The organism is Novosphingobium sp. BL-S-21, assembly GCF_055521655.1.
In genome coordinates this window covers 2,395,889-2,410,410 of the sequence record NZ_CM145496.1, presented here as the reverse complement: position 1 = coordinate 2,410,410, position 14,522 = coordinate 2,395,889, and the positions used below count along the sequence as shown (strand labels likewise).

At 68.7% G+C, this 14,522-nt stretch carries 14 protein-coding genes; 8 read left to right on the top strand and 6 right to left on the bottom strand.

Annotation, left to right across the window (positions count from 1 at the left end):
• Positions 1-24: 24 nt before the first annotated feature.
• The 3 genes from nudC to ACZ1J6_RS19930 are packed head-to-tail and all read right to left on the bottom strand — an operon-like array spanning position 25 to position 3,304.
• Positions 25-939 carry an NAD(+) diphosphatase gene (gene nudC / locus ACZ1J6_RS19940; RefSeq protein ID WP_465127874.1) on the bottom strand — a complete coding sequence of 305 codons (915 nt, stop codon included), beginning with the start codon at positions 937-939 and terminating at the stop codon, positions 25-27.
• Complete coding sequence (locus ACZ1J6_RS19935; protein WP_465127873.1) at positions 936-2,261, bottom strand: serine hydrolase domain-containing protein; 1,326 nt, start codon at positions 2,259-2,261, stop codon at positions 936-938. The genes nudC and ACZ1J6_RS19935 overlap by 4 nt, the downstream gene beginning before the upstream one ends.
• Complete coding sequence (locus tag ACZ1J6_RS19930) at positions 2,258-3,304, bottom strand: A/G-specific adenine glycosylase (RefSeq protein WP_465127872.1); 1,047 nt, start codon at positions 3,302-3,304, stop codon at positions 2,258-2,260. Before ACZ1J6_RS19930 ends, ACZ1J6_RS19935 begins: the two co-directional genes overlap by 4 nt.
• Before the next feature lie 29 nt (positions 3,305-3,333).
• Here ACZ1J6_RS19930 and ACZ1J6_RS19925 point away from each other — a divergent pair, with 29 nt between their 5' ends.
• The 5 genes from ACZ1J6_RS19925 (at position 3,334) to ACZ1J6_RS19905 (ending at position 9,619) form a co-directional block, all read left to right on the top strand.
• Entirely contained in the window at positions 3,334-3,966 is a 633-nt protein-coding gene (locus tag ACZ1J6_RS19925; RefSeq protein ID WP_465127871.1) for a DUF721 domain-containing protein, read from the top strand.
• Positions 3,966-4,715, top strand: coding sequence for a thioredoxin domain-containing protein (locus tag ACZ1J6_RS19920; RefSeq protein ID WP_132268118.1), 750 nt, complete (start codon positions 3,966-3,968; stop codon positions 4,713-4,715). Before ACZ1J6_RS19925 ends, ACZ1J6_RS19920 begins: the two co-directional genes overlap by 1 nt.
• A 115-nt stretch (positions 4,716-4,830) precedes the next feature.
• Positions 4,831-5,601: a thioredoxin domain-containing protein gene (locus ACZ1J6_RS19915; protein ID WP_132268117.1), complete on the top strand. Its 771-nt coding sequence runs from the start codon at positions 4,831-4,833 to the stop codon at positions 5,599-5,601.
• Between the two features lie 33 nt (positions 5,602-5,634).
• Entirely contained in the window at positions 5,635-9,072 is a 3,438-nt protein-coding gene (gene smc / locus ACZ1J6_RS19910) for a chromosome segregation protein SMC (protein ID WP_465127870.1), read from the top strand.
• A 13-nt stretch (positions 9,073-9,085) separates the two neighbouring features.
• Entirely contained in the window at positions 9,086-9,619 is a 534-nt protein-coding gene (locus ACZ1J6_RS19905) for a hypothetical protein (protein WP_465127869.1), read from the top strand.
• Here the strand turns inward: ACZ1J6_RS19905 and soxR are convergent.
• Complete coding sequence (gene soxR, locus ACZ1J6_RS19900) at positions 9,612-10,067, bottom strand: redox-sensitive transcriptional activator SoxR (RefSeq protein WP_132268112.1); 456 nt, start codon at positions 10,065-10,067, stop codon at positions 9,612-9,614. The two genes, ACZ1J6_RS19905 and soxR, sit on opposite strands and share 8 nt — an antisense overlap.
• 101 nt (positions 10,068-10,168) lie before the next feature.
• Here soxR and ACZ1J6_RS19895 point away from each other — a divergent pair, with 101 nt between their 5' ends.
• Positions 10,169-10,540: a VOC family protein gene (locus ACZ1J6_RS19895; RefSeq protein WP_132268111.1), complete on the top strand. Its 372-nt coding sequence runs from the start codon at positions 10,169-10,171 to the stop codon at positions 10,538-10,540.
• Here ACZ1J6_RS19895 and ACZ1J6_RS19890 read toward each other — a convergent pair.
• Both ACZ1J6_RS19890 and ubiA read right to left on the bottom strand, forming a co-directional pair.
• Positions 10,527-11,147, bottom strand: a complete 621-nt coding sequence (locus ACZ1J6_RS19890; protein ID WP_465127868.1) for an SOS response-associated peptidase — start codon at positions 11,145-11,147, stop codon at positions 10,527-10,529. The two genes, ACZ1J6_RS19895 and ACZ1J6_RS19890, sit on opposite strands and share 14 nt — an antisense overlap.
• A gap of 15 nt (positions 11,148-11,162) precedes the next feature.
• Positions 11,163-12,077 carry a 4-hydroxybenzoate octaprenyltransferase gene (gene ubiA, locus ACZ1J6_RS19885; protein WP_465127867.1) on the bottom strand — a complete coding sequence of 305 codons (915 nt, stop codon included), beginning with the start codon at positions 12,075-12,077 and terminating at the stop codon, positions 11,163-11,165.
• A gap of 141 nt (positions 12,078-12,218) precedes the next feature.
• On the opposite strand from ubiA, the gene ACZ1J6_RS19880 reads away from it, so the two are divergent.
• Together ACZ1J6_RS19880 and ACZ1J6_RS19875 are read left to right on the top strand one after the other, a co-directional pair.
• A complete protein-coding gene (locus ACZ1J6_RS19880; protein WP_465127866.1) occupies positions 12,219-12,971 on the top strand; it encodes a 16S rRNA (uracil(1498)-N(3))-methyltransferase in 753 nt (250 codons plus the stop codon).
• A gap of 102 nt (positions 12,972-13,073) precedes the next feature.
• Positions 13,074-14,447: a glutamate--cysteine ligase gene (locus tag ACZ1J6_RS19875; protein WP_132268104.1), complete on the top strand. Its 1,374-nt coding sequence runs from the start codon at positions 13,074-13,076 to the stop codon at positions 14,445-14,447.
• Positions 14,448-14,522 lie beyond the last annotated feature (75 nt).

Here is a 14,522-nt window from a genome sequence, read left to right as displayed (position 1 = left end):
ACCGATCCGGGACGGCGCCTTCCGTTACCCCCGATCGACCCACCAGCGCATCAGCACATGGGCGATCGCATGGGCCGGCGGCGCCCCGAAAGCCTTGCCGTTTTCGCCCCGGCCGATGGCTTCGAGCGCCTCCACCACCTCGTCGCGGGTGAACCACCGCACGTCTTCCAGTTCGGTCTCGTCGATGGTGATGGCATCGTCGTCCGCATGGGCGTGGCAGCCGATCATCAACGAGGATGGGAACGGCCAGGGCTGGCTGGCGACATAGGTCACATCGCGCACGCGGATCCCCGCTTCCTCGTGGATTTCGCGCGCGACGGCCTCCTCCACCGATTCGCCCGGCTCCACGAAGCCCGCGAGCGTCGAATAGCGTCCTTCGGGAAAGCGCGGCTGGCGGCCGAGCAATGCGCGGCCTTCGTGCTCGACGAGCATGATGGTCACCGGGTCGACGCGCGGGAAGTGCTCTGCGCCGCAGTCGATATTGGTGCAGGAGCGCTGCCAGCCGCCCTTGGCAAGAACCGTGGGGTGGCCGCAGACGGCGCAGTGCCGGTGCCGGCAATGCCAGCTCACCAGCGAGCGCGCGCCGCCATAAGCCGCAAGTTCGGCGGGATCGAGCACGGCCATGGCGTGCCAGTTGACGGGCGTGGCATGGGGCCCTTGCAGCGGCGTGGTGCCGGGCACTTCCGCGAAGCAGGGCACGGCGCCGTCAAGGCCGAGGAAGATCATCTCGCTGCCCGGTTCCGCATCCGCCAGCGTGCCCCAGGTCAAGGCGCCGTCGTCGACCAGCACCGCATCCAGTCCGTCTAGCCGCAGCAGCCGCGCCTCGCTGCTCTGCAGGGCCAGGAGCGCTGCCGGGTCGTTGCGGATATGGTCCGCACGGTCGAGATGCGAACCGGAAAAGGCGATGGGCAGCAGCTTCGGCAGGAGGGTGGTGGTCAAAGGGGCGTCTCCAACAGGGCCATGACATCGGCCTTCAGCGCATTCTGGAACTGGGGAATAAGCTCGTAGGCATTCGGCGGCATGAACTGCGCGAAGAGCTGCGAGCGCAGGCCGCGCACCATGTCGACCATGCCCACCGTTCCCGCCGCGCCCGACCAGCCGAACAGGCCGCTCTCCGCTCCCTTGCCGACGCGCCCGCCGGCACCGAAGCCGCTCCCCGCCGGAAGCATGGCGGAAAGCGCCACGCCGGGTGGCAGCAAGTCCGACGTGCCGGTGACGACCGCGCTTTCGGCCAGGACGCGCTTGCCGTCGATCATGCCGCGCTGGGCCAGGAGGCGCAGGAAACGGTCATAGTCGCGCGGCGTGCTGACGAGGCCCGCGCCGCCGAAGGGGAAGGCCGGCTTTTCCAGGAAGACCGAGTTGCCCGGCTCGTCGATCGGCACCAGCACGCTGCCCAGCGCGGCATAATTGGTGGTGAGGCGGCCGGCCTGGGCAGCGGGCACCTGGAAGGCCGTGCTGGTCATTCCCGCCGGTTCGAACAGTGTTTCGCGCAGATAGGCGTCGAAGGGCCGGCCGGTGACCACTTCGATCACCCGGCCCATCAGGTCCAGACCGAGGGAATAGCTCCAGTGGGTGGCAGGATCGTAGACCAGCGGCACTTCGGCCAGCCGGTCGGCGAACAGCGCGAGGCTGGGCGCGGGGGGCGCATCGGTGAGGCCCGGCACCTTGATTCGGCTGATCTGCCCGGCAGCGAGGCCCCTGGACTGCATCAGCGCGCGGATCGGCCCGGTCTGGATGATCGAATAGCCCAGCCCCGATGTATGCGTGAGCAGATGCCGCATGGTGATCGCGCGCGGCGCCGGATGAAGGGCCGTGAGCGATCCGTCATAGCGGTCCTGCACCCGCATCTGCGCGAAACGCGGCAGGATTTCATGGACCGGCTGGTCAAGGCCGAGCCGGCCCTCCGCCACCAGCTGCATGGCCATGATGCCGGTGATCGGCTTGGTCATGGAATAGATGCGGAACAGGCTGTCCGGCGAGATCGGCGTGCCGTCGGTGAACCCCTGCGACCCGCGGGCGACGAATTCCGGTTCGCGGCCCGGCAGCGCCAGCGAGGCGACGAGGCCCGGCAGCGTGCCCGGCGCATCGCCGCTCCCCGTCCAGCGCTCCACCAGCGCACGCACGCGCGGCATCGTCTCCACCTGCGCCGCCGCCCAGGCAAGCCGAGGCATGAACGCGGCGCCGACACCCGCGATCCCCGCCATGCGCAGCAGCATCCGGCGATCGACCGCCGCTTCCAGCCGTTCGCGCGCAGGGCTCATGCCATCTCCGCCCTGGCGAGGCCCGCCGCCTTGGCGAAGAGTGTGGGCAGCCCCGCCTCGGCGATACGGTCGACCGGCCACCATTCCCCCGGGCCGGGGGGATCGCCGTCAAGGTCGTGCTCCAGAATGCGAAGCCCCAGTTCGAGCGAGAAATGCGTGAAGACGTGGCCGACCCGGCCGCCGTTTTCCCAGCGCCCCGCCAGTGGCGGCGCGCCGTGGCCGTTCGCGCGGGCGGACCAGCCGTCGTCGGGAAGCGCTCTCATGCCGCCGAGCATGCCTTTGTCCGCGCGGCGCACCAGCCAGACATTTCCGTCCCGCTCGATCCAGAAGGCGAGGCCCTGCCGCGCGGGCTTGGCCTTCTTCGGCGCCTTGACCGGAAAGCGCTCCGGCTCGCCCGTGGTCCTTGCCCGGCAATCGGCCGCAAGCGGGCAGAGCAGGCAGCGCGGCATGCGCGTGGTGCAGACGGTGGCGCCCATGTCCATCAGCGCCTGCGCGAAGTCGCCCGTCCGCAGGTCGGGGGTGATCCCGTCGGTCAGCGCCCGTATCGCTGGCCGCGCACTCGGCAGCGGGTCTTCCAGCGCGAAAAGCCGCGTCACCACGCGCTCGACATTGGCGTCCACCACCACGGCCCGCTGCCCGAAGGCGATCGCCGCCACCGCGGCGGCCGTATAGGCGCCCAGCCCCGGCAGGGCGCGCAGGCCTTCCTCGCTCTCGGGGAAGACCCCGCCCCGCGCCGCGACTTCGCGCGCGCAGGCCAGGAGGTTGCGGGCGCGCGCATAATAGCCAAGCCCTGCCCAGGCCGCCATGACGTCCGCGTCGGCTGCGGCGGCAAGGTCCGTCACGGTCGGCCAGCGCGCGGTGAATTTCGCGAAATAGTCCTTCACCGCGGCCACGGTCGTCTGCTGGAGCATGACTTCCGAAAGCCAGACGCGATAAGGGTTGGGTGCCGGCGTTCCCGGCGGCGCGCGCCACGGCAGTGCGCGGGCATGAGCGTCGTACCAGTCGAGAACCTTGCGGGAGATCGTATCGCGGCTGGCGTCCATCAGCGCCCTATGGCATTGGAGCGGCAACAATGGAACGGCATCCAAGCAAAGGAACGGAAAAGGCGGCGAAGTCCGCCAAAGGCGCGGCGAAAGGCGTGGTCAAAGCCGCGGGCAAAGCCCCGGCCGGCGGCGAGTCCAAGGCCGGCGCCCCGAAGCGGTTCGAGCGCGCGCGGGGCGGCCAGGCCCGCCAGATTTCCGACCTCATGCCCGAAGTGGGCCGCACCGCTTTCCGCCGCTTCGGTTTCGTACAGTCCAGCGTGGTGACGCGCTGGCCCGAGATCGTCGGCCTGCGCCACGCCCGCGTCTGCGCCCCCGAATCGATCCGCTTCCCGCCCGGCGAAAAGTGCGACGGCATTCTCCAGCTCGTGGTGCTGGCCGCCCATGCCCCGATGATCCAGCACGTCGTGCCCGAGATCATGGACCGGGTGAACCGCTTCTTCGGCTACAAGGCTGTAGCCAAAGTGAAAATCCGGCAAGGTGAGGTTAAGGCACCGGCTGCCACGCGGCCCAAGGCGGCTCCGCCCTCTCTCAAGCCCGTACCGCTCGAACTGGGCGAATCGCTGCGCGACATCGGCGATCCCGAACTTCGCGCGGTGCTAGAATCGCTGGCCCGAAGCCTCGGTGCCCAGGATGATCCCATGCAAGATCAGGAAAAGCAGTGATGAAGTCCACGTTGCGTCTTGCCGCCCCCCGTCTCGTCTTCCTTGCCGCAGCGGCCCTGCTGAGCGTCGCCGCCACGAAGCCCGCTCACAAGCCACTGGCGCCCAGCTCCAACCCCGCCTCGAACTGGGCGAACCAGATCGTGGTGACGGGCGACGGCAGCCACATGTACGGCAACCCCAAGGCCGAGATGCAGCTCACAGAATTCGTCAGCTACACGTGCCCGCACTGCGCGCATTTCAACCGCGAGGCGGATCCCACGCTGCGCCTCACCATGGTGCCCAAGGGCCAGATCGGCGTGACCGTGACCACTTTGCTGCGCAACCCGATCGACCTGACGATCTCGATGCTGACGACTTGCGGCGATCCCAAGCGCTTCTTCGTGCGCCACAACGCCTTCCTCGCCAGCCAGGACACCTGGATGGCCAAGCTGGAAAAGATCGGCGAGGAGCAGCAGAAGCGCTGGTACCAGGGCGCCCTGCCCGAACGCATGAAGGCCATCGCCAGCGACCTCGATTTCTACTCCAGGGTCGCCGCCTGGGGCATGACCCGTACCCAGGCCGATGCCTGCTTCGCCAACGAGGCGGTGTTCGATACCATCAAGCAACAGCAGGCCACCGTGGCCAAGAACGGCGTGAATTCCACGCCCAGCTTCATTCTCAACGGCAAGCTGCTCGACGCACACGACTGGCCGACTCTCTCCAAGGAGATCACCGACCAGATGGCCGCGAAGCGCAAGGGTTCGGTCTGAAGTACCGGAAAAGGGCGGTTTCCTGTGGGAAAGCGCCTGTCCTTCCGCCCCCCGCCGCTGTTATCCGCCCCGACTGTGGGCTAGTTTCCCCGCCTTCTCACAAGGATTCGCCGACATGATCCGCAAGACCGCCCTGCGCACCATCGCCCTTGGAATGATCGCCGCGCCGCTCGCGCTCGGCCTTGCCGCCTGCGGCAAGAAGGACGCCGGCACGCCGGGCGAAGCGCCCAAGTCGGCGCAGGCCCTGCCCACGGTCGCCGCCCCCGCCGGCAAGGCCTGGGCGGAAAACGTCGTGAAGACCGCAGAGGGCGGCTATCGCATCGGCAATCCCGACGCCCCGATCAAGCTGGTGGAATATGGCGCGCTGTCGTGCTCGCACTGCGCCGAATTCGCGCATGAAAGCTACGACAAGCTGCGCGAGGATTACGTCGCCAGCGGCCGGGTCAGTTACGAACTGCGCTACTTCATGCTCAACGCCTTCGACATCCCGGCATCGCTGCTCGCCACTTGCGGCGCGACCGAGGCGGTCCTGCCGCTCAGCGAGCAGTTCTGGGCCTGGCAGCCCAACATGTTCCAGAACCTTCAGTCGGCCGGCGACGCCCGCATGAAGGAAATCCAGAACCTGCCGAAGGACCAGCAGATGGCGGCCATCGCCGAAGTCGGCGGCATGACCGAATTCTTCGCGTCGCGCGGGATTTCGCGCGACCAGGGCAAGGTCTGCCTGGCCGATGCCGCCAAGGCCAAGGCCTTCGCCGACCAGACCCAGAAGGCGACGACCGAATTCAACGTCAACGGCACGCCCACTTTCATCATCAACGGCAGCAATGTCGGTTCGATGGGCTGGAAGGAACTGGAAGCCAAGCTGCAGGAGGCCGGCGCGCGCTGATGCGCCCGCCCGTCTGAATCGAACGATACGAAGATGCGCATAAAACGGCTCAAGCTCAGCGGTTTCAAGAGTTTCGTAGAGCCGGCGGAATTGCGCATCGAGCCAGGGCTGACCGGCGTGGTCGGCCCTAACGGCTGCGGCAAGTCCAACCTGCTCGAAGCGATCCGCTGGGTCATGGGCGAAAGCTCGGCCAAGTCGATGCGCGGCGGCGGCATGGAGGACGTGATCTTCGCGGGCACGGCCACCCGCCCGCCCCGCGCCTTCGCCGAAGTGGTGCTCCAGGCCGATGCCGCGCCTGACGGAAACGGGGTGCGCGAGGAACTCGAAGTGGTCCGCCGCATCGAGCGCGGCGCCGGCAGCGCCTACCGCATCAATGGCCGCGACGTGCGCGCCAAGGACGTCTCGCTGGTCTTTGCCGATGCCGCCACCGGCGCGCATAGCCCCGCGCTCGTCAGCCAGGGCCGCATCGCCGCCGTCATCGCCGCCAAGCCGGCCGAACGCCGCGCCATGCTGGAAGAAGCGGCCGGCATTGCCGGGCTTCACGTCCGCCGCAAGGACGCCGAGCAGAAACTGCGCGCCACCGAAGCCAATCTCTCGCGCCTCGAAGACCTCATGGCCGGGCTCGACAAGCAGGTCGCCGGCCTGCGCCGCCAGGCCAAGGCGGCCGAGCGCTATACCGCCCTGTCGGACCAGATCAGGCTGGCCGAAGCGCGGCTGGTCTTCGCCCGCTGGCGCGACGCGGCAGAGGCCGCCGATGCCGCCCGCAAGGAAGCGCAAGGCGCCGAAGCAGGCGTGAGCGCCGCGCAGGACGCGGCGAAACAGGCGCAGGACGCGCAGGCCAAGGCGGCCGAGGCCCTCGTGGAAGCCCGCGACGAACTGGCCGACCGCCGTGACGATGCCAGCGCGCAGGGTCACCGCATGGCGACGCTCACCAGCCAGCTCGAAGCTGCCGAACAGCGGCTCAAGGATCTCGACCGCCAGAAGACGCGCCTCGACGAGGACCGCGGCGATGCCGACCGCATGACCCGCGACGCGGCCGAGGCCCTCGCCCGTCTGGAGCGCGATCTGGCCGAAGGCGCGAAGCAGCTGGAGCAGGACGAAGCCCAGCGTCCGCGCCTGGCCAATGCCCTCGAAGGCGCGGAACGCTCGGCTCGCGCCGCCGAACTCGACCTGGCGCAGGCCACTGCAGCGCAGGCCGGGGTCGAGGCCGAATGGCGCATTGCCGAAGCCGAACTCTCGCAGGCCCGCGCCCGTCTGGGCCGGCTGGCCGCCGAAGAAGCCCGCCTCGCAGCCCAGGTCGAAGCGCTGGCCGCTGCCGGGGATCTCGAAGCGGCGGTTACCGAAGCCAAGGCCAGGGCCGAAGCCGGTACCGCCGCTCTGGCCGCCGCCCGCGCCGGGCTGGAGGCGCAGCAGGCCCGCAAGGCCGAACTCCAGGCCGAGCGCGACGCCGCGGCCTCGGCCCTCGCCGCCGCCCGCGCCGACCTTACCGGCATCGAGCGCGAGCACACTGCCCTCACCCGCGACCGCGAGGCCCGCGCCAAAGGGGCGAAGGCCGCGCATGGCCTGCCCGTCGCGATCGACGCCGTGCGCGCCGCTCCGGGATACGAACGCGCCGTCGCTGCCGTGCTCGGCCGCGATGCCAAGGCCCCCCTGGGCGAAGTCGCCAGGGCCGACGGCCGGTTCTGGACCGGCTCCCAGGCCCCTGCTCCGGTAGCCGACAGCCTGGCCGCCCATGTCACCCAATGTCCGCCGGAACTCGCGGCCCGCCTGGCGCTCGTCCATGTGGTCGAGGAAGACGATGCCCGGCCGCTCGGCAAAGGCGAATGGCTGGTCACGCGCACCGGCGCGCTGCGCCGCTGGGACGGCTTCGTCGCGCGCGGCGAAGGCGCCGCCGAAGCCGCTCGGCTTGAGGCCGAGAACCGCTTCGCCCAGCTCGATGCCCAGCTTCCACCGCTGCGCGCGGCCGTCTCCGCCGCCGAAGCAAGCCAGAACGCGGTGCAGCAGGAACTCTCCGCCCATGCCGCCGCTGTGGTCGCCGCCGAGCGGACCATTGCCGATGCCGCCAATGCCGAACGTGCCGCCCTGCGCGCGGTGGACCAGGCCGAGGATGCCCGCATCCGCGACGAAACGCGCCGCGCCGAAATAGGCCGCGCCCAGGCCGATCTGGCCGAGCAGCGCCAGGTCGCGGAACGGGACATCGCCGGCGCCGAAGGCAAACGGTCCGTCCTGCCCGATCCGGAAAAGGGCCGGGCCGGGCTCGTCGTCGCGCGCGAAAAGAACGAGGCCACGCGCGCCACGCTCCAGATTTCCACCGCCACGCTCGCCTCGCACGACCAGGCTCTGGCCGTCGCGCGCGAGCGTACCGCCTCGCAGCGCGGCGACATCCGCAATTGGCAATCGCGCGCCGGCGATGCCGCCAACCGCCTTGCCCAGATGGCCGGCCGGCTCGATGAAATCGAGACCGAGCGCGCCGTCGTCGCCGCCAAGCCCGCGTCGCTCATGGCCCAGATCGAACAGGGCGAGACGGTGCGCAACCGCATTGCCGAGGAACTGGGCAAGGCCGAAGCCGCCGTCGCCTTCGTCACCGATGCCGCGCGCAAGGCCGACGCCGCGCTGGCCGCCGCGCAGGAAGCGCTGGCCAGTGCCCGCGAGAACCGCGCCGGTGCCGCCGCCCGCGCCGAGAACGAGGATGCCCGCCGCGTCGAGATGACCCGCGTCTCGGGCGAACGCTTCCAGTGCCCGCCGCCGGTCCTGCCCGAACGCTTCGCTTTCGCCCCGGGCGACGTGCGGGAGGCGCAGGACGAAGTGGTCGCCATGGAGCGGCTCGTCTCCGAGCGCGAACGGATCGGGCCGGTCAACCTCGTCGCCGCAACCGAACTCGCCGAGGCCGAAGCCCAGCTCGGCACCAGCATCAACGAAAAGACCGAACTGGCCGAAGCCGTCAACCGCCTGCGCGGCTCGATCGGCAACCTCAACCGCGAGGGCCGCGAACGCCTGCGTGCCGCCTTCGAGGCCGTCGACGGCCATTTCCGCCGCCTTTTCACGCGCCTGTTCCAGGGCGGGCAGGCCCATCTCGCGCTCGTCGATTCGGACGATCCGCTGGAGGCCGGGCTGGAGATCTTCGCCCAGCCGCCGGGCAAGCGCCTCCAGTCGCTCACCCTGCTTTCGGGCGGCGAGCAGGCCCTCACCGCCGTCGCCCTGATCTTCGCGCTGTTCCTGACCAATCCCGCGCCGATCTGCGTGCTGGACGAAGTCGACGCGCCGCTCGACGATGCCAATATCGAGCGTTTCTGCGATCTTCTCGAAGCGATGACGCAGGAAACCGACACGCGCTACCTGATCGTCACGCACAATGCCGTGACGATGAGCCGCATGCACCGCCTGTTCGGCGTGACCATGGTGGAAAAGGGCATCTCCCGCCTCGTCAGCGTCGATCTGGTCGGCGCCGAGGAACTGCTGGCGGCGGAATAGCCCGGCAGCGCCCATGCCCTTGATTGACAGTTACCTGCCGCTTTATCAGTTCTCGGAAACCCATTCCTGCCGGATCGCGGCCGATGCGGCGCCGATCCTGGACGCGGCAGGGCGCTACAAGCCCGAGGACGATCTTTTCTTTCGCGCCATGATCGGCTTGCGCGAAATGCCGGCTCGCCTGCTTGGGCGGCGAGGCAGCAAGCCGTTCGGGATGCAGAACTTCACGCTGCTGGAGCGGACCGACCGGGCCTTGGTCTACGGTCTCGCCGGGCAGTTCTGGCGCCCCGATTATGGGCTTCGCCCGATCACGGACGGTTCCGCCTTTCGGGACTTCCAGGAGCCAGGCGTTCCGCGCCTCGCCCTGAGCTTCGAAGTCGCATCCCAGGCGGGCGGCGCACACCGCCTCACCACCGAGACCCGCGTGTTCTGCCCCGACGCGGTCTCACGCCGAAAGTTTCGCTTCTACTGGTTGCTGATCCGGCCGGTGAGCGGCCTCATTCGCAGCCGCATCCTCGCTTCCATCCGCAAGACCGCAGAGACTACTTGAGCACGAAGCGCGGCCCCGGTCCCAGCGCGGCGGCCTCGTCTTCGCGGTTGTAGAGGCGGCATTTCGCCAGGCTGAGACAGCCGCAACCGATGCACTCGTCCAGCTTGCGTCGTGTCAGTTCCAGCAGGGCGATCCTGGCGTCGATCGCCTGCCGCATCGACAGGCTGATCGTTTCCCAGTCCGCCAGGGTGGGCGTGCGGCCTTGCGGCAGGGCCGAAAGTTCGCGCTCGATCTCGGCAAGGGCCAGTCCCAGCTTCTGGGCGATCAGTACGAAGCTGACCCGCCGGATATCCGAGCGCAGGAAGCGGCGCTGGTTCCCCGCCGTCCGCAGCGAGGTCAGCAGGCCCCGCTCCTCGTAGAAACGAATGGCCGAAACCGCGACGCCCGTGCGCCGCGCCAGATAGCCGATGGTGATGAATCGGTCCTCGACCCTCCCGTCCTTCTGCAAATCACGCCGTCCTTCTGCAAAAAGCGCTTGATCTCAAGTTAACTTGAGGATGCATCAAAGCCAAGCCGGCAAGTTGCCCGGCGACGCACAGGAGATGCCAGATGGCCCAGGGCCGCCTCGAACACGCCAATATCACCGTCAGCGACATCGATCGCAGCTCCGCCCTGCTCCAGAACCTGCTGGGCTGGCACGAACGCTGGCGCGGGCCCGCGCTGAACGGCGGGGAGACGATCCATGTCGGCGGGGATTTCAGCTACATCGCCGTCTATACCGACCGGAAGCAGCACGATCGCTTTCCCAAGGGCAGTCCGCTCAACCATGTCGGACTGGTGGTGAGCGATCTGGACGCCGCGGAACGGGCCGTGGTGGCCGCCGGGCTGGAGCCGTTCAACCATGCCGACTACGAACCGGGCCGGCGGTTCTACTTCTTCGATTGGGACGGGATCGAATTCGAACTGGTCAGCTACGACTGACCGCGATCCGGCCCGCGTTCCAGGGCGCATCGGTGCGGTCGATCACCAGCCGATGCGTGTCGGGGCGGCACAATCCAAGCGCTGCATCCGCGTCGCCCCCGGCCCATAGCGCCCAGTCTTCACGGGCGAGGATGAGGGGCACCCGTCCGTGGTTGGCCACGATGGGTTCGGGTCGGTCGACCATGACCACGGCGAAAGCCTTGCCCCATTCCACGGTCGGCCGCCAGATTCCCGCGACGGCGAAGGGATCTTCCTGCTCCAGCGAACACCAGGTGCGCGTCATCGCGCCTTTGTCGCCTTCCGGCTCGGCCCAGGCGCTGAAGGGCACGAGGCAGCGGCGCATCTGGAAGCTGGAGCGCCAGAACGCGGTACCGAGCTTGTCGCCCCGCGCCTGGTTGATCGGTTTCGGCTTGATGGCCTGCCCGCGCTTGCCGGTCTGGGCGAGCGGGAAGCCCCAGGTCATGGCCTCGACCCGTTCTTCCGCAACGACCAGCCCCGGATAGCCCGGATAGACTTCCTCGCCCAGGTTCGCGGCCGGTTCCGCCGAGGCCCGGAACAGTCCTGCAATCTCGTCCGTGGCCTTGCGCATGCGGTAGAGGTTGCACATGGCCCGCCCGGTCGATCAGATGATCCCGGCGTTGCCGACGACCCAGCAGGCTAGCGCCATCACCAGCCCGAGATCGCGATTCGAACGGAACCGCGTCAGGGCGTTCTCACCATCCTCGGTATCGAGCGTCACGATCTGGAAGCCGAGATGGAGCGCCACCGGCACGAGCGCGACCAGCGCCACCCAGTCATGCCGCAGGGTCCAGAACCCCAGCGCCCAGAATGCCGTCGCCAGCGCGTAGAAACCGGCCACGCCGCCGCGGACGTGGCTGCCGAGGCGCAGCGCCGAGGAGCGGATCCCGACGACGGCGTCGTCCTCGCGGTCCTGCAGCGCGTAGATCGTGTCGTAGCCGATGCACCAGAAGATCGAGCCGGCATAGAGCGCGGCCATCACCGCCAGCTGGTCGCCCCGGATCTCGACCCAGCCGACCAGCACGCCCCAGGTGAAGACCAGGCCCAGCCAGGCCTGCGGCCACCAGGTGATCCGCTTCATGAAAGGATAGGCGGCAACCAGCGCCACGCTGCCCAGCGCCACGAGCTGCGCCTGCCAGCGCAGCTGGAACAGCACCACGAGGCCCACCGCGCAGAGCGAAAGCAGCCAGATCGCCGCTGCCTTGCGGCTGACCTGGCCGCTGGCCACGGGGCGGGAGGCCGTGCGGGCCACCTTGCGGTCGAGATCGGCATCGACGATGTCGTTGAGCACGCAGCCAGCGCCGCGCATCGCGATCGAGCCGAGCAGCAGCCAGAGGATCAGGCCCCAGCGCGCTTCTCCGCCCGCCAGCAGCACGCCCCAGGCACAAGGCCAGAACAGCAGCCACCAGCCGATCGGGCGATCGAAACGGGCCAGCATGGCATAGGCGCGCGGCGTCCTCGGCAGGGCAGCGACAAGCCCGCGATGCTGCGTATCGGGGACGAGTAGAGAGTCGTTCACGCCAGGACGAGTAGCCTATCATGGCGAAACTGTCATGCCCCAAGGTTCCTGGTGCACACGTCCCGCCTGCACGCCAGTTGCATGCAGGCGGGCTTCGCGCGAAAAGGCGGCCGCAACTTTCCCCGGAGATTCATCCAGATCATGGCCGCCACCCCCGCCTGGCCGCCGCGCAGCGCGCCGCGTCTTTTCGTCACCGGGCCGCTAAGCCTGGGCGGCACCCTCGTCATCGAAGGCGGGCAGGCACACTACCTCTCCAAGGTCATGCGAGTCGCCCCGGGCGACGCCGTCATCCTCTGCGACGACGAGACCGGCGAATGGGCCTGCACCGTGACATCCGCGGGCAAGCGGGATGTCTCCCTGGAAGTGCGCGAGCAACTGCGCCCGCGCGAGGCGGTGCCCGATTTCTGGCTTTGCGCGGCCCTGCTCAAGAAACCGAATTTCGACCTCGTCCTGGAAAAGGCAACCGAGCTGGGCGTCGCGCGCATCCAGCCGCTCGTCACCCGCCGCTGCGTGGCCGACAAGCTCAATGCCGAGCGCGCGGCGACGATCGTTACCGAGGCGGCCGAACAATGCGCGCGCACCGCGCTTCCCGATGTCGCCGAGCCGGTGAAGCTGGACGCCCTGCTCCGCGATTGGCCGGAGGGGCGAATGCTCTATTTCGCGGACGAAACCGGGGGAGCGCCGGCAGCGGCCGCCTTCGCCGCGCATGACGGGCCTGCGGCACTGCTGGTGGGGCCGGAAGGCGGTTTCGACGAAGAGGAGCGCGCCCTCGTCCGCGCGCATCCGATGGCGCGGGCGATTACCCTGGGTCCGCGAATCCTGCGCGGCGAGACCGCGAGCATTGGTGCGACGGCCTTGTGGATGGCGGTTTCCGGGGATTGGCGCGGCGCCTGACCTGTCCTGAAATCCGACAAAAACCTCCCGGAAAAAACGAAACAAACCGCTCGGTACAAAAAGTTCTAGCGTCCGGGCGCGGGCCGCACTACCTCCCGCCGCATGAGCACCCGTGAGGTTTCGGATCGCGAAGATCCGGTGATCGAAAGCCTGGACCAACTCGCCGCGCCGATGGCTGCGGGCGAAAAGCCGCGCGAGGCGTGGCGGATCGGTACCGAGCACGAAAAGTTCGTCTACGACACGGGCGATCACCACGCGCCGTCCTATGCCGAACCCGGCGGCATCCGCGACTTGCTGATGGCCCTGACCGAGTTCGGCTGGGAGCCGATCATCGAGGGCGGCAACGTCATCGCCATGAAGGGTGACGACGGCACCGTCAGCCTGGAGCCGGCCGGCCAACTCGAACTGTCCGGCGCGCCGCTGGAAAACCTGCACCAGACTTGCGCCGAGACCGGGCGCCACCTCAGCCAGGTGAAGGCCATCGGCGACCGCATCGGCAAGGCCTTCCTCGGCCTTGGCATGTGGCCCGACAAGACCCGCGCCGAACTGCCGATCATGCCCAAGGGCCGCTACGACATCATGCTGCGGCACATGCCGCGCGTGGGCACGATGGGCCTCGACATGATGCTGCGGACCTGCACCATCCAGGTCAACCTCGACTATTCGAGCGAGGCGGACATGGTGAAGAAGTTCCGCACCTCGCTGGCGCTGCAACCGCTGGCCACGGCGCTCTTCGCCAATTCTCCGTTCACCGAGGGCAAGCCCAACGGCTTCCTCTCGTACCGCAGCCACATCTGGTCGGACACCGACCCGGCACGCACCGGCATGCTGCCCTTCGTGTTCGAAGACGGCTTCGGCTACGAACGCTATGTCGACTACATGCTCGACGTGCCGATGTATTTCGTGTTCCGCGACGGCAAGTACATCGATGCGGCCGGCCATTCCTTCCGCGACTTCCTCAAGGGCGAGCTTTCGGTGCTTCCCGGCGAGCGGCCGCGCCTGTCGGACTGGACGGACCATCTCTCCACCGCCTTCCCCGAAGTGCGCCTCAAGTCCTTCCTCGAAATGCGCGGCGCCGACGGCGGCCCGTGGAGCCGGATCTGCGCGCTCCCGGCGCTCTGGGTCGGCCTCCTCTACGACCAGGGCGCGCTCGATGCGGCCTGGGACCTGGTCAAGGACTGGGACATGGAAGGCCGCGAAGCGCTGCGCACCGCGGTGCCGAAGCTGGGCCTCGACGCGCCGCTGCCCGGCGGCGGGACCCTGCGCAAGATCGCCGCGGAAGTGATCGACATCTCCCGCTCGGGACTTGCGGCGCGCAATTGCCTCAACGCGGGCGGCGACAACGAGACCGGCTACCTGGAACCGCTCGCGCAGATCGTCGCCAGCGGCAAGGTTCCGGCCGAACGCCTGCTCGACCTCTACAACGGCGAATGGGGCGGCGACCTGTCGAAGGTCTACGCGGTAAAGAGCTTCTGACGGCAAACGAGTGACAGGCAGGGTGAGCATCGCTCCCCTGCCGTCAAGGTGGCGCCCAATGCCCAGCGGTGCCAC

What these genes read in the sequence shown, in the direction of transcription:
- ACZ1J6_RS19915 (WP_132268117.1), top strand. Translation starts at nt 4,831, where the DNA reads ATGATCCGCAAGACCGCCCTGCGCACCATCGCCCTTGGAATGATCGCC.
- ACZ1J6_RS19895 (WP_132268111.1), top strand. Translation starts at nt 10,169, where the DNA reads ATGGCCCAGGGCCGCCTCGAACACGCCAATATCACCGTCAGCGACATC.
- ACZ1J6_RS19925 (WP_465127871.1), top strand. Translation starts at nt 3,334, where the DNA reads ATGGAACGGCATCCAAGCAAAGGAACGGAAAAGGCGGCGAAGTCCGCC.
- smc (WP_465127870.1), top strand. Translation starts at nt 5,635, where the DNA reads ATGCGCATAAAACGGCTCAAGCTCAGCGGTTTCAAGAGTTTCGTAGAG.
- ACZ1J6_RS19890 (WP_465127868.1), bottom strand. Translation starts at nt 11,147, where the DNA reads ATGTGCAACCTCTACCGCATGCGCAAGGCCACGGACGAGATTGCAGGA.
- ACZ1J6_RS19930 (WP_465127872.1), bottom strand. Translation starts at nt 3,304, where the DNA reads ATGGACGCCAGCCGCGATACGATCTCCCGCAAGGTTCTCGACTGGTAC.
- ACZ1J6_RS19905 (WP_465127869.1), top strand. Translation starts at nt 9,086, where the DNA reads ATGCCCTTGATTGACAGTTACCTGCCGCTTTATCAGTTCTCGGAAACC.
- ACZ1J6_RS19875 (WP_132268104.1), top strand. Translation starts at nt 13,074, where the DNA reads ATGAGCACCCGTGAGGTTTCGGATCGCGAAGATCCGGTGATCGAAAGC.
- ACZ1J6_RS19920 (WP_132268118.1), top strand. Translation starts at nt 3,966, where the DNA reads ATGAAGTCCACGTTGCGTCTTGCCGCCCCCCGTCTCGTCTTCCTTGCC.
- ACZ1J6_RS19935 (WP_465127873.1), bottom strand. Translation starts at nt 2,261, where the DNA reads ATGAGCCCTGCGCGCGAACGGCTGGAAGCGGCGGTCGATCGCCGGATG.
- ACZ1J6_RS19880 (WP_465127866.1), top strand. Translation starts at nt 12,219, where the DNA reads ATGGCCGCCACCCCCGCCTGGCCGCCGCGCAGCGCGCCGCGTCTTTTC.